Annotated in this window: 22 protein-coding genes and 2 riboswitches; of the genes, 6 read left to right on the forward strand and 16 right to left on the reverse strand. The window is 67.4% G+C overall.

The annotated features are described in order from the left end of the window. Positions 1 to 96: 96 nt before the first annotated feature. From ACP4E5_RS16130 to ACP4E5_RS16165, 8 genes are all read right to left on the reverse strand, one after another. Positions 97 to 1260, reverse strand: a complete 1164-nt coding sequence (locus ACP4E5_RS16130) for an ABC transporter ATP-binding protein (protein ID WP_425829235.1) — start codon at positions 1258 to 1260, stop codon at positions 97 to 99. A gap of 41 nt (positions 1261 to 1301) precedes the next feature. Beyond that, entirely contained in the window at positions 1302 to 2399 is a 1098-nt protein-coding gene (locus tag ACP4E5_RS16135) for an ABC transporter ATP-binding protein (protein ID WP_425829237.1), read from the reverse strand. Next, on the reverse strand, positions 2396 to 3397 hold the full coding sequence (locus ACP4E5_RS16140) for an ABC transporter permease (protein WP_425829239.1): 1002 nt from the start codon (positions 3395 to 3397) through the stop codon (positions 2396 to 2398). The genes ACP4E5_RS16135 and ACP4E5_RS16140 overlap by 4 nt, the downstream gene beginning before the upstream one ends. A 145-nt stretch (positions 3398 to 3542) precedes the next feature. Next, positions 3543 to 5315, reverse strand: a complete 1773-nt coding sequence (locus ACP4E5_RS16145; protein WP_425829241.1) for an ABC transporter substrate-binding protein — start codon at positions 5313 to 5315, stop codon at positions 3543 to 3545. Positions 5316 to 5430: 115 nt separating this feature from the next. After that, positions 5431 to 6435: an ABC transporter permease gene (locus ACP4E5_RS16150; RefSeq protein ID WP_425829243.1), complete on the reverse strand. Its 1005-nt coding sequence runs from the start codon at positions 6433 to 6435 to the stop codon at positions 5431 to 5433. Between the two features lie 298 nt (positions 6436 to 6733). After that, positions 6734 to 7531, reverse strand: a complete 798-nt coding sequence (locus ACP4E5_RS16155; protein ID WP_425829245.1) for an enhanced serine sensitivity protein SseB C-terminal domain-containing protein — start codon at positions 7529 to 7531, stop codon at positions 6734 to 6736. A 128-nt stretch (positions 7532 to 7659) separates the two neighbouring features. Next, positions 7660 to 8484 carry an enhanced serine sensitivity protein SseB gene (locus tag ACP4E5_RS16160; protein ID WP_425829247.1) on the reverse strand — a complete coding sequence of 275 codons (825 nt, stop codon included), beginning with the start codon at positions 8482 to 8484 and terminating at the stop codon, positions 7660 to 7662. 111 nt (positions 8485 to 8595) lie between these two features. Then, entirely contained in the window at positions 8596 to 9216 is a 621-nt protein-coding gene (locus ACP4E5_RS16165; RefSeq protein ID WP_425841381.1) for an AAA family ATPase, read from the reverse strand. A gap of 161 nt (positions 9217 to 9377) precedes the next feature. Further along, a riboswitch (glycine riboswitch) is annotated at positions 9378 to 9490 on the forward strand. Continuing rightward, positions 9491 to 9591, forward strand: a riboswitch (glycine riboswitch). A 63-nt stretch (positions 9592 to 9654) separates the two neighbouring features. Between ACP4E5_RS16165 and gcvT the strand changes: the two genes are divergently transcribed. From gcvT to ACP4E5_RS16185, 4 genes are all read left to right on the forward strand, one after another. Then, positions 9655 to 10779, forward strand: coding sequence for a glycine cleavage system aminomethyltransferase GcvT (gcvT, locus tag ACP4E5_RS16170; RefSeq protein ID WP_425829249.1), 1125 nt, complete (start codon positions 9655 to 9657; stop codon positions 10777 to 10779). Between the two features lie 88 nt (positions 10780 to 10867). After that, positions 10868 to 11245 (forward strand): glycine cleavage system protein GcvH, encoded by a 378-nt coding sequence (gcvH, locus tag ACP4E5_RS16175; protein WP_425829251.1) that lies wholly within the window; start codon positions 10868 to 10870, stop codon positions 11243 to 11245. An 8-nt stretch (positions 11246 to 11253) separates the two neighbouring features. Continuing rightward, positions 11254 to 12519, forward strand: a complete 1266-nt coding sequence (glyA, locus tag ACP4E5_RS16180; protein ID WP_425829253.1) for a serine hydroxymethyltransferase — start codon at positions 11254 to 11256, stop codon at positions 12517 to 12519. A 96-nt stretch (positions 12520 to 12615) separates the two neighbouring features. Then, entirely contained in the window at positions 12616 to 13986 is a 1371-nt protein-coding gene (locus ACP4E5_RS16185) for an L-serine ammonia-lyase (protein ID WP_425829255.1), read from the forward strand. Positions 13987 to 14233: 247 nt separating this feature from the next. Here ACP4E5_RS16185 and ACP4E5_RS16190 read toward each other — a convergent pair whose 3' ends face one another. The 8 genes from ACP4E5_RS16190 to ACP4E5_RS16225 all read right to left on the reverse strand — a co-directional run bounded on the left by ACP4E5_RS16190 (position 14234) and on the right by ACP4E5_RS16225 (position 22537). Then, the gene (locus tag ACP4E5_RS16190; RefSeq protein ID WP_425829257.1) at positions 14234 to 17383 is read right to left on the reverse strand and encodes a type I restriction endonuclease subunit R; all 3150 of its coding nucleotides are present in this window, start codon (positions 17381 to 17383) and stop codon (positions 14234 to 14236) included. Beyond that, a complete protein-coding gene (locus ACP4E5_RS16195) occupies positions 17383 to 18576 on the reverse strand; it encodes a restriction endonuclease subunit S (protein WP_425829259.1) in 1194 nt (397 codons plus the stop codon). Before ACP4E5_RS16195 ends, ACP4E5_RS16190 begins: the two co-directional genes overlap by 1 nt. Next, on the reverse strand, positions 18573 to 20318 hold the full coding sequence (locus ACP4E5_RS16200) for a type I restriction-modification system subunit M (RefSeq protein ID WP_425829261.1): 1746 nt from the start codon (positions 20316 to 20318) through the stop codon (positions 18573 to 18575). Before ACP4E5_RS16200 ends, ACP4E5_RS16195 begins: the two co-directional genes overlap by 4 nt. A 92-nt stretch (positions 20319 to 20410) precedes the next feature. After that, complete coding sequence (locus ACP4E5_RS16205) at positions 20411 to 21244, reverse strand: protein kinase family protein (protein ID WP_425829263.1); 834 nt, start codon at positions 21242 to 21244, stop codon at positions 20411 to 20413. 84 nt (positions 21245 to 21328) lie between these two features. Further along, on the reverse strand, positions 21329 to 21790 hold the full coding sequence (locus ACP4E5_RS16210; RefSeq protein WP_425829265.1) for a glycine-rich domain-containing protein: 462 nt from the start codon (positions 21788 to 21790) through the stop codon (positions 21329 to 21331). A gap of 125 nt (positions 21791 to 21915) precedes the next feature. Then, positions 21916 to 22089 (reverse strand): hypothetical protein, encoded by a 174-nt coding sequence (locus ACP4E5_RS16215; RefSeq protein ID WP_425829267.1) that lies wholly within the window; start codon positions 22087 to 22089, stop codon positions 21916 to 21918. Further along, on the reverse strand, positions 22086 to 22325 hold the full coding sequence (locus ACP4E5_RS16220) for a DUF7848 domain-containing protein (RefSeq protein ID WP_425829269.1): 240 nt from the start codon (positions 22323 to 22325) through the stop codon (positions 22086 to 22088). Before ACP4E5_RS16220 ends, ACP4E5_RS16215 begins: the two co-directional genes overlap by 4 nt. Next, positions 22322 to 22537, reverse strand: a complete 216-nt coding sequence (locus ACP4E5_RS16225) for a hypothetical protein (RefSeq protein ID WP_425829271.1) — start codon at positions 22535 to 22537, stop codon at positions 22322 to 22324. Before ACP4E5_RS16225 ends, ACP4E5_RS16220 begins: the two co-directional genes overlap by 4 nt. Positions 22538 to 22648: 111 nt before the next feature. Between ACP4E5_RS16225 and ACP4E5_RS16230 the strand changes: the two genes are divergently transcribed. Beyond that, positions 22649 to 24106: a helix-turn-helix domain-containing protein gene (locus tag ACP4E5_RS16230; protein WP_425829273.1), complete on the forward strand. Its 1458-nt coding sequence runs from the start codon at positions 22649 to 22651 to the stop codon at positions 24104 to 24106. Positions 24107 to 24117: 11 nt separating this feature from the next. Next, positions 24118 to 24606: a hypothetical protein gene (locus ACP4E5_RS16235; RefSeq protein ID WP_425829275.1), complete on the forward strand. Its 489-nt coding sequence runs from the start codon at positions 24118 to 24120 to the stop codon at positions 24604 to 24606. Positions 24607 to 24647: the final 41 nt, after the last annotated feature.

The raw sequence follows: 24647 nt of genomic DNA on the forward strand, positions 1-24647 counted from the left end.
ACAGCGGAACTCTGCCGGTCGGCGCTGTGCGTGTACATGACCCTTTTGGGCCATGTACACGCCACTAGGCGGGAGTTCCGCCCCGGCCCCCGTACCTCAGTCGCCGGCTGGGCTCGAAGTGTCGTCCTCCGCGGACTCCACCGATTCCGGGACCGTGATCACGTCGATCGCTTCCTTCGCCACCTGGAGGAGGGTGGAGTCCTCCGGGGCCTGGTCCGGGGCGTTCTCCGGGTGGTGGCAGGCGACCTGGTGGGCCGTGGCGAGCGGGATCAGCGGGGGCTCCGTCGTCTTGCAGAGCTCCGTCGCCTTCCAGCAGCGCGTGTGGAAGCGGCACCCCGTGGGCGGGTCGATCGGCGACGGGACGTCGCCGCGCAGCAGGATGCGGTCGCTCTTGGCGCCCCGGCGCTTCGGGTCGGGGACCGGCACGGCCGAGAGCAGCGCCTTCGTGTACGGGTGCATCGGCGTCGCGTACAGATCGTCGCGGTCGGCCAACTCGACGATCTTTCCGAGGTACATGACCGCGATCCGGTCCGAGACGTGCCGGATGACCGAGAGGTCGTGCGCGATGATCACGTAGGTGAGGCCGAGCTCGTCCTGGAGGTCGTCCAGCAGGTTCACCACCTGGGCCTGGATCGAGACGTCGAGCGCCGACACCGGCTCGTCCGCGACCACGAGCTTCGGCCGCAGGGCCAACGCCCGCGCGATGCCGATGCGTTGACGCTGCCCGCCGGAGAACTCGTGCGGGTAGCGGTTGTAGTGCTCGGGGTTGAGGCCGACCTTCTCCAGGAGTTCCTGCACCGTCTTGCGCACGCCGCCTTCGGGCTTGACGCCCTGCAGCCGGAACGGGGCGCCGACGATCGCGCCGATGTTGTGGCGCGGGTTCAGCGACGAGTACGGGTCCTGGAAGATCATCTGGACATCGCGGCGCAGCGGACGCATGCCGCCGGTGCTCAGGTGCGTGATGTCCTGGCCCTCGAACTCGACGCGGCCGCCCGTGGGTTCGAGCAGGCGGGTGATCAGGCGGCCCATGGTCGACTTGCCGCAGCCGGACTCCCCGACGACGCCGAGCGTCTCTCCGGCGCGGACGTCGAAGGAGAGCCCGTCGACCGCCTGCACCGCGGCGACCTGCCGCTTGAGCAGTCCCTTGCGGATGGGGAAGTGCTTGACCAGGCCGTCCACCTTGAGCAGCGGCTCGCCGGCCGCGGCGTCCGGGGAGGTCGTCGCCTGCTGAGGGATCGAGGGGGGCGAAGGGGTCGTCATCTGGGCTTCAGGTCCTTTGGCGTCCGATCCTTGGTCATCCGTCACAGCTTCGGCGCAATCTCTTCGATCCAGATCCGCTCGCGCTCCTCGCCCGACATGTGGCAGGCGGAGAAGTGTCCGGAGCCGAGCTCGCGCAGTTCGGGGCGCTCGGTGCGGGTGATGTTGTCCTTGGGTACGTCCGCGTACGGGCAGCGCGGGTTGAAGGCGCAGCCGCTCGGCAGGTTGATGAGGCTGGGCGGCGAGCCCTTGACCGGGGTGAGCCGCTCGGTCTGCTCCCGGTCGATGCGCGGCATCGAGCCCAGCAGGCCCCAGGTGTACGGGTGTTGGGGCGTGGTGAAGACCTGCTCGGCGGTGCCCCGCTCGACGCAGCGGCCGCCGTACATCACGAGGAGTTCGTCGGCCATCTCCGCGACGACCCCGAGGTCGTGCGTGATCATGATGACGGCGGAGCCGAACTCCTTCTGCAGATCGCGGATCAGGTCGAGGATCTGCGCCTGCACCGTCACGTCGAGCGCGGTGGTCGGCTCGTCGGCGATGAGCAGTTCGGGGTTGTTGACGAGGGCCATCGCGATCATCGCGCGCTGGCGCATGCCGCCGGAGAACTCGTGCGGGTAGGAGTCGACCCGCTTGTCCGGCTGGGGAATGCCGACCCGGTCGAGCATCTCGACGGCCCGCTTGCGCGCCACCTTCTTGTCGACTTTGTGGTGGACCCGGTAGGCCTCCACGATCTGCTTGCCGATCGTGTAGTACGGGTGCAGCGAGGACAGCGGATCCTGGAAGATCATCGCCATGTCGCGGCCGCGCAGCCTGCGCACGGTGCCCTGGTCGCCGGAGAGCAGCTCGGTGCCGTCCAGCCAGATCTCGCCCTCGATCCGCGCCTTGCGCCGGCCGTACTGGCCGGTGGTGTGCAGGCCCATGATGCCGAGGGAGGTGACGGACTTGCCGGATCCCGACTCGCCGACGATGCCGAGGGTGCGGCCCTTCTCCAGCGTGAAGGAGAGTCCGTCGACGGACTTGACCACGCCGTCGTCGGTCGGGAAGTGCACCTTGAGGTCACGGACCTCGAGGAAGGAGCTGGGGGTGCCGGAGGCGGTGACGGGTTCACCGACCGCCGCTCCGGTCTTGTTCAGTTCGGTCATCCCAGCCTCACTCGCGGGTCGATGACGGCGTACAAGAGGTCCACGACGAGGTTGGCGACGGCGATCGCGAGGGCCGCGATGAGCGTCACGCCGAGGATCACGGGCAGGTCCTTGTTGCTGATGGCCTGGACCGCCGCGAGGCCGAGCCCCGGCAGGTTGAACGTGGACTCGGTGAGCACGGCGCCGCCCATCAGCACGCCGAGGTCGAGTCCGAAGACGGTGAGGATCGGGGTCATCGCGGACCGCAGGGCGTGTCTGGTGATGACGGCCTGTTCGCCGAGGCCCTTGGAGCGCGCGGTGCGGATGTAGTCCTCGCCGAGGATCTCCAGCATGGTGGCGCGGGTGAGCCTGGCGTACATCGCGGCGTTGAGGAAGGCGAGCACGATCCACGGCAGGATCAGCGTCTCGATCCACGTACCGATCGAGTCGTCGGTGGAGAGCGAGTCGGCGATGTGCACCCAGCCGAGGCTGTGCACGAAGATCCCCATGGCGACCATGCCGGTGAAGAAGACCGGCAGGGAGACGCCGCCGAGGGCGATGGTCATGGCGGAGCGGTCCCAGATCGAGCCGCGCTTGAGGGCGGAGACGACACCGGTGGCGACGCCGCCGATGAGCCACAGCACACAGGCGCCGAGGGCGAGCGCGCCGGTGACCGGGAGCGCGTCCTTCAGGGTGTTCCAGACGGGTTCCTCCGTACGGAAGGAGTACCCGAAGCAGGGCGCCGCGCAATGGGTCACGTCATTGCCATTGGCGTAGTCGCGCCCCATCGGGATGCCCTTGACGAAGTCCCAGAACTGGACGAGCAGGGGGTCGTTGAGCCCCAGCTTGATCCGGATTCCCGCGAGCTGCTCGGCGCCGGACGACTTGCCGGCGAAGAGCACGGCGATGTCCTGACCCGCCCATTTGGGCAGCATGAAGAAGATGGTGAAGGTCGCGAACAGAACGACGAGCACCATGATGACTACGGCGAACAGGCGCCGGATGAGATAAGCAAGCACTGTGCGCGGCCGGGGCGATTCCCGTGCGCTCCTTGTGGGAGTCCACGGTCACCGCCCGGGGCCATCACCTGCCCTTCGGACTGGCGGGTTTCGGCGGCTGGGGCGAACCGGACGGCGGATCGACTCCGCCGTCCGGCAAGGGGTGTTACTTGACGACGCCCAGGGAGGCGTAGTCGTAGCGACCGCTGTAGGCGTCGGCCATCATGGCGTTCGTCAGGCGCGGGCCACGCCACGTGATGTTGTTCTCGTAGATGAACGGCATCCAGTCGGCCTGGTCGAGGATCCGCTTGTCGAGCGACTTGTAGATCTCGCCGGCCTTGTCCGTGTCGGTCTCGGCGATCGCCTTGTCGAACAGCGAGTCGATCTTCGGGTCGTTGATCTCGGACTCGTTGTAGTTACCGGTCTGCGAGAGGAAGCGGCTGTCCCACAGCGGCTGGCCGAAGCCCTGGCCGGACGGGAAGTCCGGGCCCCAACCGCTCATGATCATGCCGTAGCCGCGCGACTTGACGACCTTCGGGGAACCGGTGACGGAGGCGGACTCGGCTCCGTCGAAGGAGTCCACCTCGACCTTGATGCCGACCTTGGCGAGCTGCTCCTGCAGCGCCTCGGCGGTGTCGACCTCGCCCGGGTTGTTGGTACGGGCGGTGATCTTCGTGGAGAAGCCGGTCGGCTTGCCGCACTCCTTCAGCTCGGACTTGGCCTTGGCCTCGTCCGGCTTGCCCTTGCGGGCGAGGATGCCGTACGGGTCGTAATCGCTGTGACCCTTGATGGACTTCGGCAGGGTCGAGTTGGCGATGTCACCGCCGGCCAGCTTGCCGCCGCGGGTCTGCTGCAGGCCCGCGAAGTCGGTCGCGTAGAACACGGCCTTGCGGCAGTGGACGTTGTCGAACGGCTTGGCCTTGTGCACCAGGGCGACGTAGCGGACGAAGGACGTCCGCATGTTGTCGACGCTGTCCTTGTGGTCCTCGACGGCGGAGACGCGACCCGACTGGGTCATGCCCGTGCCGTTCATGTCGACGTCGTAGTCGCCTTCCATCAGGCGCTTGTCGTTCTCCTCCAGGTTGGCGGAGATCGTCACGTCGATCTTGTCGGGAAGCGCGGCACGGATCGGGTCCGAGGCCTTCTTCCACTTGTCGTTGCGCACCAGGACGATCTTCTTGTTGGCCTTGTACGACTGGAACTTGTACGGGCCGGCGGAGAACGGGTGCGAGGTGTACTTGGCCTTCGTGTCCTTCGCCATCTTGACCGGCGAGCCGGTCGGCATGGCGAGGAACTGCTCGAAGTCACCGTTCGGCTTCGGCAGCTTGAAGACGATGGTCTGGTCGTCCGGCGTCTGGATCGACTTCAGGCCGAGCTTGTCCTTGGACTTGTCCTTGTAGGGGCCCTTGTACTCGCCCTTGGGGTCCAGGTTCTTCTTCAGGTACTGCGGGCCACCGGTGATGGTGTCCGTCGCCCAGCTGCGCTCGATGCCGTACTTGATGTCCTTGGAGGTGATCGGCGAGCCGTCCTCCCAGGTGATCCCGTCCCGCAGGTGGTACGTGTACGTCTTGCCGCCGTCGGTGATGTCGGCCTTGGACTTGGCCAGGTCACCGACGAGCTCGGTGGAGGCCGCCCCCGGCTTGGGCGCGTAGGTCACCAGTTGGCGCGTGTAGAACCGCATGAAGTCCCACGACATGCCGTAGTAGGCGCGCTGCGGGTCGGCGGAGTCGAGGTCCTGCTTGCCGACCATGCGCAGCGTGCCTCCCTTCTTCGTCGAAGGGTTGGCGATCTTGTTGTACGCGGCGTCGTAACCGGCGCCCTTCGACGAGTCCTTGGAGTCGTTGCCGTCTCCGCCACCGCACGCCGTGGTCGACACCAGAGCCGCGACCACGAGGGCGGCACCGGCTGCGAGCCGTCGTTTCGAGGAACCTGTGGGCATTTTCTCGTAACCTCCGAGATCGCGGTCCCGGACACCTGCCGGAGAACCATGGAGTCAAGCCACCTGACGGTGCTGCAGGGGCAGTTCTGTGAAAGCCAGTTGGACTTGTACGGCGTTACCGGGTGCCCTTCGGGTCGAGGGCGTCGCGCAGCCCGTCGCCGAAGAGGTTGAACGCGAGAACGGTGATGAAGATCGTGACACCCGGGATGACCATGAACATCGGGTCGTGCTCGTACGTCTCCAGGGCGTCGCGGAGCATGCCGCCCCAGGAGGCCGTGGGCGGCCGGACACCCGCGCCGAGGAAGCTGAGCGCCGCCTCGGTGAGGATGTTGGTCGGGATCATGAGCGTCATGTAGACGACGATCGGCGCGACCAGGTTCGGCAGCAGTTCGCGGAACAGGATGTGCCGCGAGCCACCGCCCAACGACCGTGCCGCCTCGACGTATTCACGCTCCCGCAGGGAGAGCGTCTGTCCTCGGACGATACGGCCGATGTACGGCCATCCGAAGAATCCGATGACGAGTACCAGTACGGCGATGCGCACCCCGCTGCCGGTCAGGCCGAGCAGGTCGTCCGGGAGCACCGAGACCAGGGAGATGATGAAGAGCAGCTGCGGGAACGAGAGCAGCACGTCCATCACGCGGCTGATCACCGCGTCGATCCAGCCGCCGAAGTAGCCGGCGATGATGCCGAACAGGGTGCCGAGCGCGACGGCGACGATCGCCGCGAGGAACGCGACGAGCAGCGAGATCCGGGCGCCGTAGAGGATGCGGCTGAAGATGTCGCGGCCCTTGTTCGGTTCGAGGCCGAACAGGAAGTCGCTGCTCACGCCGCCGAGCGCGCCCTGGGGCAGGTTCGTCAGCGGGTCGAGCTTGTCCTGGTGGAACTCGTTCGGCGGGTGGCCGAGCATGCTGACGATGAGCGGCGCGAAGACCGCGACCAGGACCAGGAGTACGACAACGATGCCACCGCCGAGGGCGACCTTGTCACGCTTCAGCCGGTTCCAGGCGATCTGCTTGAGCGACCGTCCCTCGACCTTGCGGTCTCCGTCTCCCTTGGCAGGCTCGACCGGTGCGCTCGGTTCCGCTTCCGCGCTCGTGTCGTGCAATGGTGCCGTCATCGTGGCAGGGACCCCTCTCAACCGGCGGTGACCGGCCCGCACTTGCCGCTGTGGCGGCGTGGTTCAGTCCGTCGTACACAGAGGCGAAGCCCCCTTGGAGCGGGAGTCTTCAACCTGGGTGTGATCTGTTGCCAGACTTGACGGCGAAAGGATGCCTAAACGTGATGCAGGCTGGGGTGTTCCGTTATCCGGACTGCCGTGAACGGGGGCCGGACGGTGGGCAGTTGGGACGCGAGGGGCGAATCCCGCCTTTGACCGGTCGAGTTGGGGCGGAACCGGCTATGTTGCCCCGCCGCTTTCAGTACGTCGCGCCGTAGGGCGGCGGATACCCGTAGCCCCCGCCGACCTGTCCCGCGGGGGCGGCGTGCGCCTCCCGGTCATAGAACGGACGCGCTTGCCGCAGCCACATCGCCACCGGGTCGTACTCGTCCGACATCGCGACCGTGGAGACCGGGAGGCCCTCGGGGACCGCCGGGATGGACTGCTGCATCATGGCGCGGACCGCGTCCACGGACGCCGGGGACGTGTCGTAGACGTCCAGGCCGATGGCCAGGTAGGGCGCGCCCAGCGTGGGCTGGACCCAGGCGCGGCGCAGCGAGCGGATCGCCGTCGTACGGTGCGCGTTCTGGGTCAGGACGGCGTAGAACTGGGGGATCTCGATCGCGGGTTCGGACAGGCGCAGCGGGCCCGCCGGCTGGCGGTCCAGGCCGCCCGCGATGCGGCGCAGGTCGAGCCACGGGATGCCGACGCCGCCGCCCGGCGCGTGCGGGTTCAGCCAGAGCCCGTAGTGGTCCGGGTAGAGCGTGCGCGCCGCGTCGACCCCGCTCACCACCTCGTACGCCCGCGACCAGCCGGAGGCGGAGAGCTCCTGGGCGGACGTGACGCAGGGGGCGTACGAGAAGCCGTCGACCTCCATGTTCCCGTACTGGGCGTCAGGGGATCCGGCCTGGCCGTGCCAGAGCAGCATCCAGACCTGCCCGGCCGCGGGGTCGGCGAGGGCCTTGAGGAGCGCCTCGTACGCGTCGTAGCGTCCCGGCGTCACCTGGCGCAGCATGTGCTCGACCTGTCCGGCCGCGGCCGTGCCCGACGCACTCACCCGTAACCGCCCCTTCGGCTCTTCAACTACGTCCGTGTTCCCATACGTGGCCGGAGAGCGAAGCGCCGACCGGTCACGTCATGAAACCAGCTTAAGCGGCGATACTGACACCGACTTGACGGACGCCGTCACCCTTCTCGTACGTAGAACGGCCGTACGTGTGTACGCAGCCAGTCCGCGACCGGGTCCTGCGTCACATCCAGGAACACCAGGTTGACGGTCCAGGCCACCGGCGCACGGCCCAGCGCCCGCCCCAGCGCGTCCAGCGGAAGCTCCCGCGCGCCCCCCGCGGCGCCGGCCGCCTGCGCCAGTTCCACGCCGATGAACAGGGACGGTTCCGCGTCCTCCACGGTCGCGAGGCAGCGCCGGGCGCTCAGCACCGTGCCGAGCCCCTCGAACTCCTCGCGCACCGCGGCCAGGAAGTCCATGGGGTCGACCTGCCAGTCGGGCTCGCTCAGCACCACGCGGCCGCCCGTCGCCGGGCCGTCGAGCGGCGTGCGCCCGCTGCGGGCCAGTTCGGCGACGGCCGGCGGCGGCAGCGGGACGCCGACCGTGCCGTCCGGGTTGACGGCGATGCCGACCTGCGGCGGAAGGCCGCGCGCGAACTCGACGGCCGGGGCCACCGTGCAGTCCATGCGGCCACCGGTGACCGCCATGAACTGCTGCTCGGAGCTGAACACGGGGACGTAGGCCTGGCCCCCGATCTCCAGGCTCGGCAGATCGAGGTCCCTGCTGGCGTTCGAACCGCCCCGGGGCAGCGGGATCCACACGTGGCTACGGCCGAGCGCCTCGACGATCCGGCCGCCGGCGGCGCTCCCCGCCTGCTGGCCGATGGCCGCGGCGAGGACCTCCTCCAACTCGTTGACGGGCCAGCCCTGCGCGGGGTGGGCGAAGCCGCCCTCGTGCCCCTGGGCGTGACCGTGACCCGGCTCCGGGGTGCCTGGGAACTCCATGACTGCCATCAACCTCTGCCGTTCTGCCCGCTGCTGTGCCCGCCCGACCTTAACTCGTACACACAACGGGACACGGTGCGGTTCCTTCCGCTTGCACCAGGGACGCCGGCGTCAGTCGCCGAACGTGATCCCTCCCAGCGCCTCCATCGCCGCCCGGTCGAGCAGCACCGCCGACGCCATCCCGGCCGGCAGGTTCCCCCGCTCCGTCGCGCTGACGAGCGCGCCCACCGCCCGGCGGTGCCGGGCGAACGCGTACCGGGACACCCCGCGGCCGCGGTCCCGCTGCCCCTCAAGGGCCGTGTCCGCCGGTACGTCGAGCAGCATCAGGTGGACGGCGGCCCCGCGCCGCCGCGCCGTGCGGGTCACCCAGCGGCGCACCCACGCCTGCGTACCGCAGTCGTGCACGACGACGCTCGCGCCCGAGCGCATCGCCCGGCGCAGCCCCACGTAGTGCGCGACCCGGACCAGCGGGCGGTACAGCGCGTACGGCACGCGGCGCGGCATGCGCGCGGCCCAGCGCTCGCGGGTGTCCTGCGAGTCGATCCGGATCTCCGTGACGGCCCGCCGCATCAGCGTCGACTTGCCGCTGCCCGGCAGGCCCGAGAGCACGACGAGGTCGCCCGCCGCGAAGGCGAGCCGGTGCGGCGTGTGACCGCGCCGGCCCCGCAGGTCCCGCACCGAGCGCTGCCCGGGGATCCGCACCCCCGCCACCACGGACGCCGAACCCGACACCGCATACGCCCCCGCGACTGCCTTGTGCACCGTGATCGTCCTCCCCGTTCCGGTCACGCCACCGTTGCCCCTCAAGTGTAAAGAGAAGGTAATGCACCTCAAGGGGTTTCCCTGTCGGACAGGCATGCAATGATGTGCGCGCAAACTGCATACCGGCCGCTTGAATCCGCGCGGGAGAGTTCCGGGCCTCGTACAGAACCATTGACGAGTGCCCGGGCGCCGAAGGAGCAAGTCCCTCCCTTGAATCTCTCAGGCCCCGTACCGCGCGGGCGAGGCAGATCTGAAAAGTGGGGCGTCCTTGTGACGCGGCGCCCCCACCCAAGGTGCAAGCCCCTCGGGGCGAACCTCTCAGGTTCCGATGACAGATGGGGAGGACGTCTCGCGCGCGTTTTTTCGAGACTCCGCCATCGCCGTCATGCCACCGGGAGCACACCAGCTATGACCCGCACCACCGCACTGGACGCCCTGCATCGTTCGCTCGGCGCGACGATGACCGACTTCGCCGGCTGGGACATGCCGCTGCGCTACGCCAGCGAGCGCGACGAGCACAACGCCGTGCGCACCCGGGCCGGTCTCTTCGACCTGTCCCACATGGGCGAGATCACGGTGACCGGGCCACAGGCCGTGGACCTGCTCAACCACGCCCTCGTCGGCAACATCGGCTCCGTCGGCCCCGGCCGCGCCCGCTACACCATGATCTGCCGCGAGGACGGCGGGATCCTCGACGACCTGATCGTGTACCGGCTCGGCGAGACCGAGGCCCCCGAGTACATGGTGGTCGCGAACGCGGGCAACGCGCAGGTCGTGCTCGACGCCCTCACCGAGCGCGCCGCCGGCTTCGACGCCGAGGTCCGCGACGACCACGACGCGTACGCGCTGCTCGCGGTGCAGGGCCCGACCTCCGCCGCGATCGTGAAGTCCGTCACGGACGCGGACCTCGACGGCCTGAAGTACTACGCGGGTCTGCCCGGCACCGTCGCCGGTGTGCGGGCGCTCATCGCGCGCACCGGCTACACCGGCGAGGACGGCTTCGAGCTGTTCGTCTCCCCGGCCGACGCCGAGAAGCTGTGGCAGGCGCTGACCGAGGCGGGCGCCGAGTACGGCCTCGTCCCCTGCGGCCTGTCCTGCCGGGACACGCTGCGCCTGGAGGCGGGCATGCCGCTGTACGGGCACGAGCTGACGACCGAACTCACGCCCTTCGACGCCGGGCTCGGCCGCGTCGTGAAGTTCGAGAAGACCTCGCACGGCGACGACTTCGTGGGCCACGACGCGCTCAAGGAGGCCGCCGCGAAGGCCGAGGCCAACCCGCCCCGCAAGCTCGTCGGCCTCATCGCCGAGGGCCGCCGCGTCCCGCGCGCCGGGATGTCGGTCGTCGCGGACGGCCAGGTCATCGGCGAGGTCACCTCGGGCGCCCCGTCCCCGACGCTCGGCAAGCCGATCGCCATCGCCTACGTCGACCCGGCGCACGCCGAGGCGGGTACGGCCGGCGTCGGCGTCGACATCCGCGGCAAGCACGAGCCGTACGAGGTCGTGGCCCTGCCGTTCTACAAGCGCCAGAAATAGTTCCTTCCAAAGCGCCAGAAGCAGCCCGGCCGCCCGTCGGCGCACCCACCGTCACCAGCACCTTCCCGCGTACAGGAGAATTCGCATCATGAGCAACCCCCAGCAGCTGCGTTACAGCAAGGAGCACGAGTGGCTCTCGGCCGTCGAGGACGGCGTCGCCACGATCGGCATCACGGAGCACGCGGCCAACGCGCTCGGTGACATCGTGTTCGTCCAGCTCCCCGAGGTCGGTGACACCGTGACCGCGGGCGAGACCTGCGGCGAGCTCGAGTCGACCAAGTCGGTCTCCGACCTGTACTCCCCTGTCAACGGCGAGGTCACCGAGATCAACCAGGACGTCGTCGACGACCCGGCGCTCGTCAACTCGGCCCCGTTCGAGGGGGGCTGGCTGTTCAAGGTCCGGCTCGCCGACGAGCCGAAGGACCTGCTCTCCGCCGACGAGTACACCGCTTTCTCCGGGAGCTGACCGCACCGATGTCCGTACTGAACGAATCCCTGCACGAGCTCGACCCCGAGGTCGCCGTCGCGGTCGACGCCGAGCTGAAGCGCCAGCAGTCGACCCTCGAAATGATCGCGTCGGAGAACTTCGCCCCGGCCGCCGTCATGGAGGCCCAGGGCTCGGTCCTCACCAACAAGTACGCGGAGGGCTACCCCGGCCGCCGCTACTACGGCGGCTGCGAGCACGTCGACGTCACCGAGCAGATCGCGATCGACCGCGTGAAGGCGCTGTTCGGCGCCGAGTACGCGAACGTGCAGCCGCACTCGGGCGCCTCCGCGAACCAGGCCGCCCTGTTCGCCATCGCCAAGCCGGGCGACACGATCCTCGGCCTGGACCTGGCGCACGGCGGCCACCTCACGCACGGCATGCGCCTGAACTTCTCCGGCAAGCAGTTCAACGTGGTCCCGTACCACGTGGACGACGCCGGTCTGGTCGACATGGCCGAGGTCGAGCGCCTCGCCAAGGAGCACCGGCCGAAGGTGATCATCGCCGGCTGGTCCGCGTACCCGCGCCAGCTGGACTTCGCCGAGTTCCGTCGCATCGCCGACGAGGTCGAGGCGTACCTGTGGGTCGACATGGCGCACTTCGCGGGCCTCGTGGCCGCGGGCCTGCACCCGAACCCGGTCCCGTACGCCGACGTCGTCACGTCCACGACGCACAAGACGCTCGGCGGTCCGCGCGGCGGCATCATCCTCGCCCGCAACAAGGACTTCGCGAAGAAGCTGAACTCGGCGGTCTTCCCGGGCTTCCAGGGCGGTCCCCTTGAGCACGTGATCGCGGCCAAGGCCGTCTCCTTCAAGGTCGCGGCCTCGGAGGACTTCAAGGAGCGTCAGCAGCGCACGATCGAGGGCGCCCAGATCCTCGCCGAGCGTCTGACGACCCCGGAGTCCCGCGCGGCGGGCGTCAACGTCCTGTCCGGCGGCACGGACGTGCACCTGGTCCTCGTCGACCTGCGCGAGTCCGAGCTCGACGGCCAGCAGGCCGAGGACCGGCTCCACGAGGTCGGCATCACGGTCAACCGCAACGCGGTCCCGAACGACCCGCGCCCGCCGATGGTCACCTCCGGCCTGCGGATCGGCACGCCGGCCCTCGCCACCCGCGGCTTCACCGCCGAGGACTTCCGCGAGGTCGCCGACGTGATCGCGCTCGCGCTTCAGCCGTCCTACGACGCCGAAGCGCTGGGGGCCCGGGTCACGGCCCTGGCCGACAAGCACCCGCTGTACCCGAACCTCGGGAAGTAGCACACAGCGGGCCCATACCTCGGGGCACCGCGCACACTGGAGAGTGCGCGGTGCCCCGCACCATGTACGTACCACCCTTCCCTCCGGAGGAGTCCCGTGGCCATCTCGGTCTTCGACCTGTTCTCGATCGGCATCGGCCCGTCCAGCTCGCACACGGTCGGCCCGATGCGCGCGGCCCGCATGTTCGCGCGGCGCCTGAAGAACGAGGGCCTGCTGGCCCACACCGCCTCCGTCCACGCCGAGCTCTACGGCTCCCTGGGCGCGACCGGGCACGGACACGGCACCCCGAAGGCGGTGCTGCTCGGCCTGGAGGGCGACTCCCCGCGCACCGTCGACGTCGAGAAGGCCGACGAACGCGTCGAGACGATCAAGGAACAGGGCCGCCTCAACCTGCTCGGCGCGCACGAGATCCCGTTCACGTACGACGACGATCTCGTGCTGCACCGCCGCAAGGCCCTCCCGTACCACGCGAACGGCATGACGCTGTGGGCGTACGACGCCTCCGGCAAGGAACTGCTCACCAAGACGTACTACTCGGTGGGCGGCGGCTTCGTCGTCGACGAGGACGCTGTCGCGGGTGAGAACCCGATCGTCCCCGACGACACCGTGCTCAAGTACCCCTTCCGCACCGGCGACGAGCTGCTCCGCATCGCGCAGGAGACCGGTCTGTCGATCCCGGCGCTGATGCTGGAGAACGAGAAGGCATGGCGCACGGAGGACGAGATCCGTTCCGGGCTCCTCGACATCTGGCGCGTCATGCAGGCCTGCGTCTCGCGCGGCATGTCCCACGAGGGCATCCTGCCCGGCGGCCTCAAGGTCCGCCGCCGCGCGGCGAGTTCCGCCCGCAAGCTGCGCGCCGAGGGCGACCCCGTGGCCCACGCCATGGAGTGGATCACCCTCTACGCGATGGCCGTGAACGAGGAGAACGCGGCGGGCGGCCGGGTCGTCACGGCCCCCACGAACGGCGCCGCGGGCATCATCCCCGCCGTCCTGCACTACTACGTGAACTTCGTGCCGGGCGCCGACGAGGACGGCGTGATCCGCCTCCTGCTCACCGCCGGCGCGATCGGCATGCTCTTCAAGGAGAACGCCTCCATCTCCGGCGCCGAGGTCGGCTGCCAGGGCGAGGTCGGCTCCGCCTGCTCGATGGCGGCCGGCGCCCTCGCCGAGGCGCTCGGCGGCTCCCCCGAGCAGGTCGAGAACGCGGCCGAGATCGGCATGGAGCACAACCTCGGCCTGACCTGCGACCCGGTCGGCGGCCTCGTCCAGATCCCGTGCATCGAGCGCAACGGCATGGCGGCGGTCAAGGCCGTCACGGCCGCGAAGATGGCGCTGCGCGGCGACGGCTCGCACAAGGTGTCCCTCGACAAGGTCATCAAGACGATGCGGGACACCGGCGCGGACATGTCCGTCAAGTACAAGGAGACGGCGAGGGGCGGCCTCGCGGTGAACATCATCGAGTGCTGAGGCAGCCCGCCTGAGCTGCTGTTTCCTGCGTTTCGGGGAGTTGCGGGCGTTGATCGATAGATCGGGCTCGCACTCCCCAATCGCTCCCCAGGCGGGCGGATTCTCCCCAGGGACTCCCCCACAGGGAGGGGCGGATCGGTGCCCCTCCCGCCCCTGCTTACCAGGGGAAACGCAGATGGTTCGGTCACGCTGAGTGCTCCAGTGGGGACCCGGCTGCGAGTCAGGCCCCGGCGACGTACTGGCGCGCCTACGACTCCGCCTGCTGACCGATCGCTGCTTCATAGAAGGCATCCGCGAGAGCGACGATGATCGAGTTGATCGCCGGCCCGTCGGTGAAGAAGTAGTCGGCCATCGTGTTGTGGGCGTCTTGGTTGTCCGCGACCGCCTCCGTGACAGCCGCCTGGAAGTCCGGTGACTCCAGGAACTGCTTCTTGGAGTTGACCTTGGTCTGGTTGATCAGGTCCGGATCGGTGAGCAACCGCTGGACGAGCCCCTGCACGAACTCCCGGATCTGGTACTGGGCGAACGTATCGGCACCGAACAGGTCGTTCATCTTGTCTATGACGACCTGGAGCGCGACGTACTTCGGATCCTTCTTCGCCCCCGTGCCGGCGCCGCTGATGCCCTTCAGCTGTCCTTCACCCGCGAGCGAGATGTCGACCGCGATCGCCTTGTTGTGCTTGACCCCGACCAGCACCACGTTGGAGAGGTCGACGTCGGCGGCCCAGGCGGACTCTGCGATGACCTTCTCCAGCAGGCGCAGGAAGATCGAGAGCATCTCCATGTAGGGATCGCCGTAGTCGACGATCTGGGACATGAAGTCGTAGAGGCGTACGTAGGTGGAGACGTCCTTGCGGAACAGGTCGAGGGCATTGAGGGCGACCTTGTCCTCTTCCTCGATGGCCCGCGCGTAGCGGCGCCGGAAGTCGTGTTGTGCCGGGCTGATCGCCGCTGAGAGCGCGTTGTTGCCCTTCCGAGCCACCCACAGCTCGGCGACCTTGCGGACGTCGTCCTCGGTGTAGATCCCGGCCTGGGCGAGCTTGTTGGACAGGTGAACGACCACGTACGGGTCAGTCTCGGTCTCCAAGGTCGCGTTCTTGAAGTACGGCTCGAAGGCCTTCTTGATGTCCTCAGGTTTGTTGACGAAGTCGATGACGAACGTCTTGCGCTTCTGCTCCCCGCCCGCGGTGCGGTGGGTGCGATTGAGTCGCGAGAGCGTCTGCACCGCAGTAACGCCTGACAGCTTCTTGTCGACGTACATCGCCGAGAGCAGGGGCTGGTCGAAACCGGTCTGGAACTTGTTGGCGACCAGCATGATCTTGTACGTGTCGCCCTTGAACGCGGCCGCCAGATCGGTCCCAGCACCGGGGTTCATGTTGCCCTCGGTGAACTCGTCATCCTTCGACGGCTGTGGGCCCCAGTCGCTGTGCCAGGTCTCGTTCTCGGGCATCGTCACCCCGCCGGAGAAGGCGACCAGGGTGCGGTAGTTGTAAGAGGCGTCTTCGGCGCGGCGCTTGTCGATGTAGGCGTCTATCGCAAGCTTGTACTTGACCGCGGACTTACGCGAGTCCGTCACCACCATCGCCTTCGCCTTACCTTCGAGGAGGTAGGCGACATTGGCGTGGAAGTGCTCGACGATGATCTGCACCTTCTGGCTGACGTTCGTCGGGTGGAGCTGCACCCACCGCATCAGCCCCTTGCGAGCGGCGGCCTCCTCGACCTCTCCTCCGTCACCATCGCCGGCCTCGGCCTTGCCGGCGATCTTCAGCGCAGTGTCGTAGGACTGATAGCCCTTGAGGACATCGAGGATGTAGCCCTCCTCGATCGCCTGCTTCATCGAGTACAGGTGGAACTCGCGCGGCTTCCCGTCGGGTCCCTTGCGGCCGAACAGTTCGAGGGTCTTGTTCTTCGGCGTTGCCGTGAAGGCGAAGTAGGAGATGTTCTCCGACTCGGCCCGCTCGGTCATCTCCGAAGCCAGCACGGACTCCACATCGACCTCGCCGCCCTCCTCGATCTCCTTGACCTCTTCGGCTGTCAGCACCTGCTTCAGCCGCGAGGAGATCTGCCCTGACTGGGAGGAGTGCGCCTCATCGGCGACTACGGCGAACCGCTTGCCCTTCAGTCCCGCGTCGGACCGGATCTCGTCCAGCGCATGCGGGAAGGTCTGCACCGTCACCGCGATGATGAGCTCACCGTGCTTCAACGCCTGCGCCAGCAGACCCGACTTCGACTTCGCACCGGCCTTGCGGACGTCTTCGGGGCTGATCGTCGCGACGATCTTGCCGGTGCCGTCGATCTGTCGAATCGCGTCCTGCAGCTGGGAGTCGAGCACGGTGCGGTCCACGACCACGATGACCGAGTCGAAGACCTTCTCGTCCTCGATATGCAGCCGAGCCAGCCGGTGGGCCGTCCAAGCGATGGTGTTCGTCTTACCCGACCCGGCCGAGTGCTCGATCAGATACCGCTGACCAACACCCTCTTCCCTCACCGCGTCGACGATGCTCGTCACAGCCTCCCACTGGTGGAACCGCGGGAAGAGCATGCTCGTCCGCCGCACCGAAGCGCCGGTAGTGACGTCCCACTCCTCCTTGGTCTGCACGATCATCAACCGACCGATGATGTTCAGCCAGGCGTGCTTTTCCCAGACTCGTTCCCACAGGTAAGCCGTCGACGACCGCCCGTCCTCACCCGGCGGGTTGCCGGCGCCGCTGTCGAATCCCACGTTGAACGGCAGGAATTGGGTCTTCTCCCCCTCCAGCCTCGTGGTCATCGCTGCCAGGTCGTTCGAGACCGCGAAGTGCACCAGCGCCCGGTGGCCGAACGACAGCAACGGCTCCGGCCGCCCGTTCGTCAACGGATTCCGCTTCTGTTTGTACTGATTGATCGCTTCGTCCAGCGACTGTGTGAAGTCGGTCTTCAGCTCGACCGTGGCCACCGGCAGCCCGTTGACGAAGAACACCAAGTCGAACGTGCGCTGGTCGGCGGTGGAGAAGTGCACCTGCTGCACTACTCGCACCCGCATGGCCTCGTAGTGCGCCGTGGTGGTCGCGTTGAGGGAGGTCTCGGGGCGGAACTGCGCCATCTTCAACCGGCCGCCACCGATGTACTGCACTCCGTTACGCAGGATGTTCAGCGTCCCACCGCCGTGTTCCAACGGCCGGTCGAGCGCCGCGGTCAGCACATCGAGGAACTTCTCCTTCGAACCCGCCGCCTTCAGCGCCTTCTCGTACGCCGGCTTCTGCGTCGCCTCCAGCCATGCGTACAGATCTTCCGGGAACAGCGCCCGCTCACGGTCGTACTCGCCGCCGTCATGGTCGTTCACCGAGTGGAGCCAGCCGTGCGCCTTGAGGTAGTCGCAGATCTCCCTCTCGAAGACCGCCTCGTTGTGGTCGGCCATTACGCCGCCTCTCGTACGTCGATCTGGCCTGTCACTGCTGCTGTGATCAGTGCCGCTCGACGCTCCTGAGCGAGTTCGATGAACCGCTCGGACTCAGCGATCAGTGTGTCGGTCTTCTGGTCCTGCTCGGCCAGGTGCGCTGCGATGCGGTGCTGCTCTTCGACCGGCGGCAGCGTGAGAGGCAACCGACCGAACGTCGCCCAGTTACGAAAGTCGACGCTTCGTTCACGCACATTCGGAGCCTGCGTGGCGAGAAAGCCACTATGCCCCAGATATCGGAGCAAGCGCGAGATGTATACCAGGTCGTCTCCAGCGGTTGCTTCACATACGTGATAAACGGGCGTGGCGTTTCCATGGCTATCGGATACTCCCACAGCGCCCGCAAACCCGTCGAGGGCGTGGAACACCAGGTCTCCCGGCCGGATCTCTTGGTATCCGTGCTCGGTATTAGAGAAGGTATAACCGTCCTCCCGACGGTTACTTCGAAGGGTCACGACGCCATCCCGAAAGGCAGTAACGACGCCTAGACCCGCGACCGCAGGGCGCGAGAGGGGCCGGAGTACCCGCTTGACCGTTGTGTGGCGCCCCACAGCCGACGCCCCCAGAAGAACATCGATTTCTGCGTCGCGCCGCTCGCTGAGCATCTCGATCAGTCGCTTCTGTTCCTCGATGAGTGTGCTGATGCGGGCCGTCTCGCGATCGAGGAAATCAGCGATGTCGCGCTGCTCCGGCAGCTCTGGGAGCGGGATCTGAACCCGTCCAAGGCGTTTGCGTGGGATGCGCTGGCGTGTGGCCCCATCCTGAAGGCTCTCCATGAAACTACGGCTTGGTGCAGCGTTGATAGCGTGGGTGACGTAGCGCCGGTCCGCTTTGGTTTCGTCGCAACGGAGCACTGCAACATCGACGACGGTTACGGCGCGCCCAATCCCAGGGGGGATAATGCAAGCCCGACCCAACGGGTCGGGCATTCTGGCAATGAGGACGTCGCCAGCCCGCACAGGCGAGCAGTTGAGTCGACCGAAAGTCTCTACATTGATGCGCCGGTCCGACCGGTCACGAAAGAAACCATCTCCGACATCTGCCAATTGGAGGAGTCGAATCTCGCCGTCTGGATCTTGGTCCTTACTCTCCACCCAGTCGCCGTCGTGAAAACCGCCCGAAACAGCGAGCGAAGCGACAGATGCTTGCTTCACTTCTCTACCTCCCTCAGCAGGTCGAGAATCTTGGAAACCTGTTTCTCGAGGTCGGCATCGATCTCGGCAAGAGGGCGGGGCGGCACGTATTTGTAGAAGTGGCGACTGAAAGGGATCTCGTAGCCGGCCTTAGTCTTGCCCCAGTTGATCCAGGCGTCAGGAACGTGCGGCTTAACCTCCGCGTCAAAATATGCCTGAATGACCTCGCGCTCCCCTGCCGCACCAACGGTTGAGCCGCCATAAGCGAAGGGAACATTTTCCGTTTCACGCTTCTTCGACTCAGGCTTGGGGTTGCCCTTACGGTCGACGACAGGATTCCCGTCCTCATCGAGCAGGGGTCGCTCGACGGTGATTGTCCAATAGCCAAACTCGTCGTTACGCAACACCTTGGAGAAGTCAGGGTCGGCGTCCTCGAAGTCGGCGTACAACCGCACGACCTCGGCGCGGTCATGGTCGCTGATCTCCCGTCCCTTGGCCCCGAGGTTCTTGCGCATCTTGGTCCAGAACGACGTGCCGTCGACAAGCTGGACCTTGCCCTGACGGTCGCGGTGCTTGGCGTTGTCGAGAATCCAGATGTAGGTGGCGATGCCGGTGTTGAAGAACATGTTGGCCGGCAGAGCGACGATCGCCTCGACGAGGTCGTTCTCCAGCAGCCACCTGCGGATGTTGGAGGGGCCAGATTCGGCAGCGCCGTTGAAGAGCGGCGAGCCGTTCATGACGATGCCGACGCGGCCACCGCCGTCCTCGGGTGCGCGCATCTTGTGGGCCAGGTGAAGCAGGAAGAGCATCTGGCCGTCCGAGGTCGCGGGAAGTCCAGGCGCGAAGCGACCGTAGGGGCCAGCGGAGTCGCGCTCCGCCTGGACCGCCTTGGCGTACTGCTTCCAGTCCACCCCGTAGGGCGGGTTGGACATGCAGTAGTCGAACTGGCGGCCTTTGAAGGCGTCGTCGGTGAGCGTGTTACCGAAGGCAATATTGGTCGCGTCGTGGCCCTTGGCAAGCAGGTCGGACTTGCAGATGGCGTACGACTGCGGGTTGTACTCCTGGCCGTACAGACTCAGCTTCGCGTCGGGGTTCTCAGCGAGTAGGTGCTCCTCTCCAAGGGAAAGCATGCCGCCGGTGCCGGCAGTGGGGTCGTATAGCGACCGGATGATGCCACCCTCGGTGAGGTCGACGTCCTTCTCCGCGAAGAGCAGGTCGACCAAGAGCCGGATCGCGTCGCGCGGTGTGTAGTGGTCTCCAGAGGTCTCGTTCGCGGCCTCGTTGAACTTGCGAATGATGTACTCGAAGGCGTCGCCCATGTCGGAGTTCGACACCACATCGGGGTGTAGGTCAATGGCCCCGAAGGACTTGACGATCTCGCGAAGGAGCCCGGCCTTCTCCAGGGCCAGGATCTCCTTCTTGAAGTCGAAGTACTCAAACACGTCCACGTCGGCGGAGAACCGATCGATGTAGTCGGCGAGGTTGTCCGCCAGCCCGTCCGCATCGGCCAGCAGGTTTGCGAACTCGTAGTTGGAGGTGTTGTAGAACGTCCGCCCTGTGGCCTTCTTGACCTCGATCTTGAGCCGGTTCGGATTCTCGTACTTCTCTGCCAGCTCTCGCACCGTCGCTCGATCGGGCTCGAGGATGCAGTCGAGCCGTCGCAAGATGGTGAACGGGAGGATCACTGTCCCGTACTGGTTGGGGCGATAGGGGCCCCGAAGCCGGTCAGCGATCAACCAGATGAAGTTACCGAGAGCGCTCACAAGGTTCCTCACGAGATTCGTCTAAGCAGTGCCACCTACTTTGCCAGAGGCAGCAGCCAGCGACCCATGGTTCGCCTACGGCCCCCAGGCCGTTACGAGGAGCACCCGTCCTCTGCAAGGTCGATCTTGCGATCACGGTGCGTCGCCCACACGCGGGCTGCCGCAGTAAGTTCGGAGCGGTGAGGCATCGGGCGAGTACGTTCCCAGGTTTCCCATGCGGCCAGGAGCGTGCACGCGAAGAGGGTGACACTGTCGGTCGCGGCGGCGCGGTAGGCCGGTACAGCCCGCATACGTGCCTCGGCCTGTTCGGCGGTGTGGCCAGCGGAAATGAGTCGGGGGATGGCGAGCGCGGCGTCCGCCCACGCTGGGGCCGGGCAAGACAGGGCCCAGTCCAAGAGCAGCAGGTCGCCATCGGGGGTGACAAGCATGTTGTGCGGGGACATGTCGGTGTGGGCGAGTGCGCGGCCGAGTAGTCCGGGCGGATCCGTCTCGGGGAGGAACTCGCTCCACCGGGCGTGCAGCGGCTTCTTGTTCACGTGGTGGGGCCACGGCGTTTCGGAGACGGCCGTCAGCGTGCGTACCAGGGCGTCGAGGTCATCGGAGTTGGGTGACAGGTCCGGGTGGCGGCCCTCGATGTACTCGTATCCGTACAGCTGCCATCCGCCTCCCTCTGCCTCCCACAGCGCACGCGGGGCGTAGGGCGCGTGCCGGGTGGTCTGGGCTTCGTGGCGGTAGACCCAGGCTTGCGGGTCGTCGTGCGGGACGCCTTTGACGAATGTCGCGCCGGCCGCGGTCCGGATGGTGCAGGCGAGCCGTGACATGACGCCGTGGGGCGCGGTTTGTGCCTCCCGGACCGGACCCGTGTGCTGCTCGACCGCAGCCCGTGTCTCGGTGGGGAGGTCGTGCCAATCGGCGCGGTGGTTCACGACTTCTCCTGCGGTGGTGGAACGGAAGGGCGGCCCCCGGTCTGCGCCACACGCTGGCACAGACCGGGGGCCGATTGCGGGTCCTTACGGGTGGTTCGGGCTGTCCGAGCAGTTCGCGTGGCACTGCGAGCACTCGGCGAGGTCCAGTTCGGGCCAGAACTCCATGTCGATCTCGTACCCGGCGAGGGTGATCGCGTCGACGGTGCGGGCGCGGAGCGCCTTGCCGCCGCCGTGCTCCTCGGGGTCGAGGTAGCCGGGCTGGTGGTCGAGGAACCGGCCGAACTGCTCCTCGCAGAACTCGCGATACGCCTTGGTGTGGAGCAGGAAGGCATGCCAGAAGTCGTCGACCAGCGGCGACGGGCTGAGAGGGCGGTCGGCGTAGTCGCAGGCGGCGAGGAAGGCGAGCATCTGGCCCACGCCGCGGTGTGCCCGGTCCTCGGTGAGCTGGGGGAACTTGTGGAGCATGTTCGCCACCAGGGTGCCGCGCATGTCCTCGCCGAGGAGCGTTCGGGCGTCGATCTTGGCGGGCTTGTGTGCCGTGGTCATATGGATTCCTTCGTGTCGTGTGAACGGTGGTCCGACTTGCTCCCGCTTCTTCAACCAGGGCTGCTCGTACGGCTGGTGAAGCGGGGAGTGTGAGGGCTGGCGCGCCCGAAGGCGCGCGAGGCGAACTACAGGTGCTCCTCTTCCAAGTGCTTGCGCATGAGGACGATGTAGTCCGATTCGGCGCTGCCGTCGTAGTCGCGGCGGGCTGCGGCGCGCTGCTGGTCGAGTTCGGCACAGCGGTCACATCCCGGGACCGGGTGGGGGACGTCGCGCCACGGGCTCATGGGGGAAGCGGTCATAGCCAGGCTCCGGGCTCGGCGCGGTAGGGGCGGGTGATCGTTTCGCGGTACGAGAGGTGGCCCGGGTTGGCCTTGAGGTGTGCCTCGTTCCAGTCCTCGGCCTGGTCGAGGGCCTCAGTGGGCTCGCTGGACGCGTTACAGACTCCGCAGTGGCGCTGGAACGTCCACGGTTCGGCGTCGGGCTCGTGGTCCGGCATGATGCGGAACGTGCGGTGCCGGAAGGTCGCGCGCGTCACCTGGCCACCTGCCCGCGCTGCGTGTGCTCCTCGATCTCAACCTTCAACTGGTCAGCAAGTACGAAGAGTTCGGTGAGCGTCAGCGCACCAGAGTCGACTTCGGTGCGGACGGCTTCTGATTCCACCGGGTCGGTGGCCTCGCCTCTGGTCTGCACGACGGTTCCCCTCGGTCGACGCGTGGTGTTGGCTGCGAACACTTCGAGCATCGCCACGCGACGCCAATTCCCCTATGACCAGCGGGTGTTACCGAGGCGGTAATACACTCGTTGCTGGTGCTGCGTGATGTTGGATCGCGCTTAGGATCACTCCGGAAGTTGGCCCCCATGGCAGCCACCACCCCCGGCCCGCTCGCGTCCGAAGTCCTCGACCGGGAGGACATGCGCCGAGCCCTGGAAGAGCACGACTTCACTGCGGTCTTCGCCTTGGCCAAGAAGTACGGCGGCCTGTCGCAGAACAGGATCGCCGTGCTGTGCGGGCTGACTCCGGGCAAGGTCTCGAACATCATCAACGGATCGCAACGAGTCACGAGCTTCGACGTGCTCTGCCGTATCGCGGACGGGCTGCGGATTCCCGGAAGGCATCTTGGATTAGCCGCGCGGTCCTGGGAACGCGCGGAACGTGCCGTGCCTCAGGAGCCGGAACCATCGGAGGTGCAGCCCGCCTCTGACGGTGGTTCATGGCGGGCCAGTGCCACAGTGGGAATGGCCGCGGATCTGACTAGGAGCGATCTCGTGATGGACCGCCGCGCGGCAACGCGCGCGCTGGCGGGCGCCGCCGTCGGCGGCGCCACGCTGCTCGATGAACTGGAAGCATGGCTCAAGCCGGCTACCAGGGATGACCGACCCAAGCAGAGAGGGCGGCTCGGGCGACAGGAAGTCGACGAACTGGAGAGCACTGCCCGAGCCTTCAGAGCCTGGGACCACAAGTTCGGCGGCGGGCTGAGGCGCAAGGCCGTCGTGGGTCAGCTGAACGAAGTGGCCGGATGCCTCGAAGAGCAGCAGACCGACGAGATCGAACTGCGCCTGTATCGCGTGATGGCCCAACTCGCGGGCACGGCCGCCACGATGGCTTGGGACTCCGGCTTGCAGCGGCGCGCGCAGGACTATTACCGGCTCGCGCTCCGCGCCTCGCACGCCGGCGGGGACATGCAGTTCGGAGCCAACGTGCTGGCCGGCATGGCGCGGCAGATGTTCTACCAGGGCCGCCCGCAGGACGCTCTCGAACTCGTCCGCCTCGCTCAGGATGGTTCCCGCAAGGCGGCCGGTCCACGAGTCCGCGCGATGCTCCACACGCGCGAGGCATGGGCGTACGCGGCTATGGGGCGAGTGTCCGCCTTCGAGCGCGCCACCGGACAGGCCGAGGACGCGCTCAGCGACGCCGTCCGGGATCAGGACGCGGAGCCGTACTGGATCGCGTACTTCGGCGAAGCCGAGCTCGCCGGCGTCACGGGCGGGCGCTTCCTCGACCTCGCCCGCAGCGATCCCCGGCGTCATGCCGAACGGGCGGCTCAGGAGATCAACGAGGCGCTCGCCCGACGAGGCCCGGAGGCGAGCCGGAGTCACGCGCTCGACTGGATCGGCCTTGCGGAATGCCACTTCCTGATGGGCGACGTCCGTGTCGCCGGAGAGCACGCGCACCGTGCGGTAGAGGCGGCGGCCCACACGCAGTCGAACCGAGTGCGCACTCAGCTCGGTGAGCTGTACCCGTACACCGTTGGGTCGAGCGTCCCGCAGGTCGTCGAGGAGGCGCGGACTAGAATCCGCGATCTGCTGTCGACGTGAGGGGTAAGAGCGTGACCACCATTGCCGTGACCGGGCACATGGACCTGACGAGCGAATCCGTGCCGCTGGTACGGGCCGCACTGGATGATCTCCTCAAGACGTACGGGAACGGGGAGTTGGTCGGGGTGTCCTGCATCGCGGCTGGTTCCGACTCACTGTTCGCCGAGGCCGTGCTCGATGCCGGTGGCCGACTCGTCGTCGTACTCCCCTCACAGGACTACCGGCAGGCCAAGGTCAAGCCGGACCACGCCGCGACATTCGACCGTCTTGTTGAGGCGGCCGACGAGGTTCTCGTCATGCCACACGAGACGGCGAACCGACAGGCGTACGAGTCCGCGAACCGGACGTTGTTGGAGCGGGCCGAGCGGCTCGTCGCGGTGTGGAACGGAGCACCACCGTCGAACAAGGGCGGCGGTACCGCCGACGTCGTCGTCGAGGCTCGAGAGGCCGGACTGCCGGTCGATGTGGTGTGGCCGGAGGGCGCGGCCCGGCGGAGCTGAAACGACGAAAGCGCCCCCGTCCCCGGCAAGCAGCCGGGAAC

The sequence above is a fragment of the Streptomyces fractus genome, from assembly GCF_049844455.1.
GTDB classification, from domain to species: Bacteria; Actinomycetota; Actinomycetes; order Streptomycetales; family Streptomycetaceae; genus Streptomyces; species Streptomyces fractus.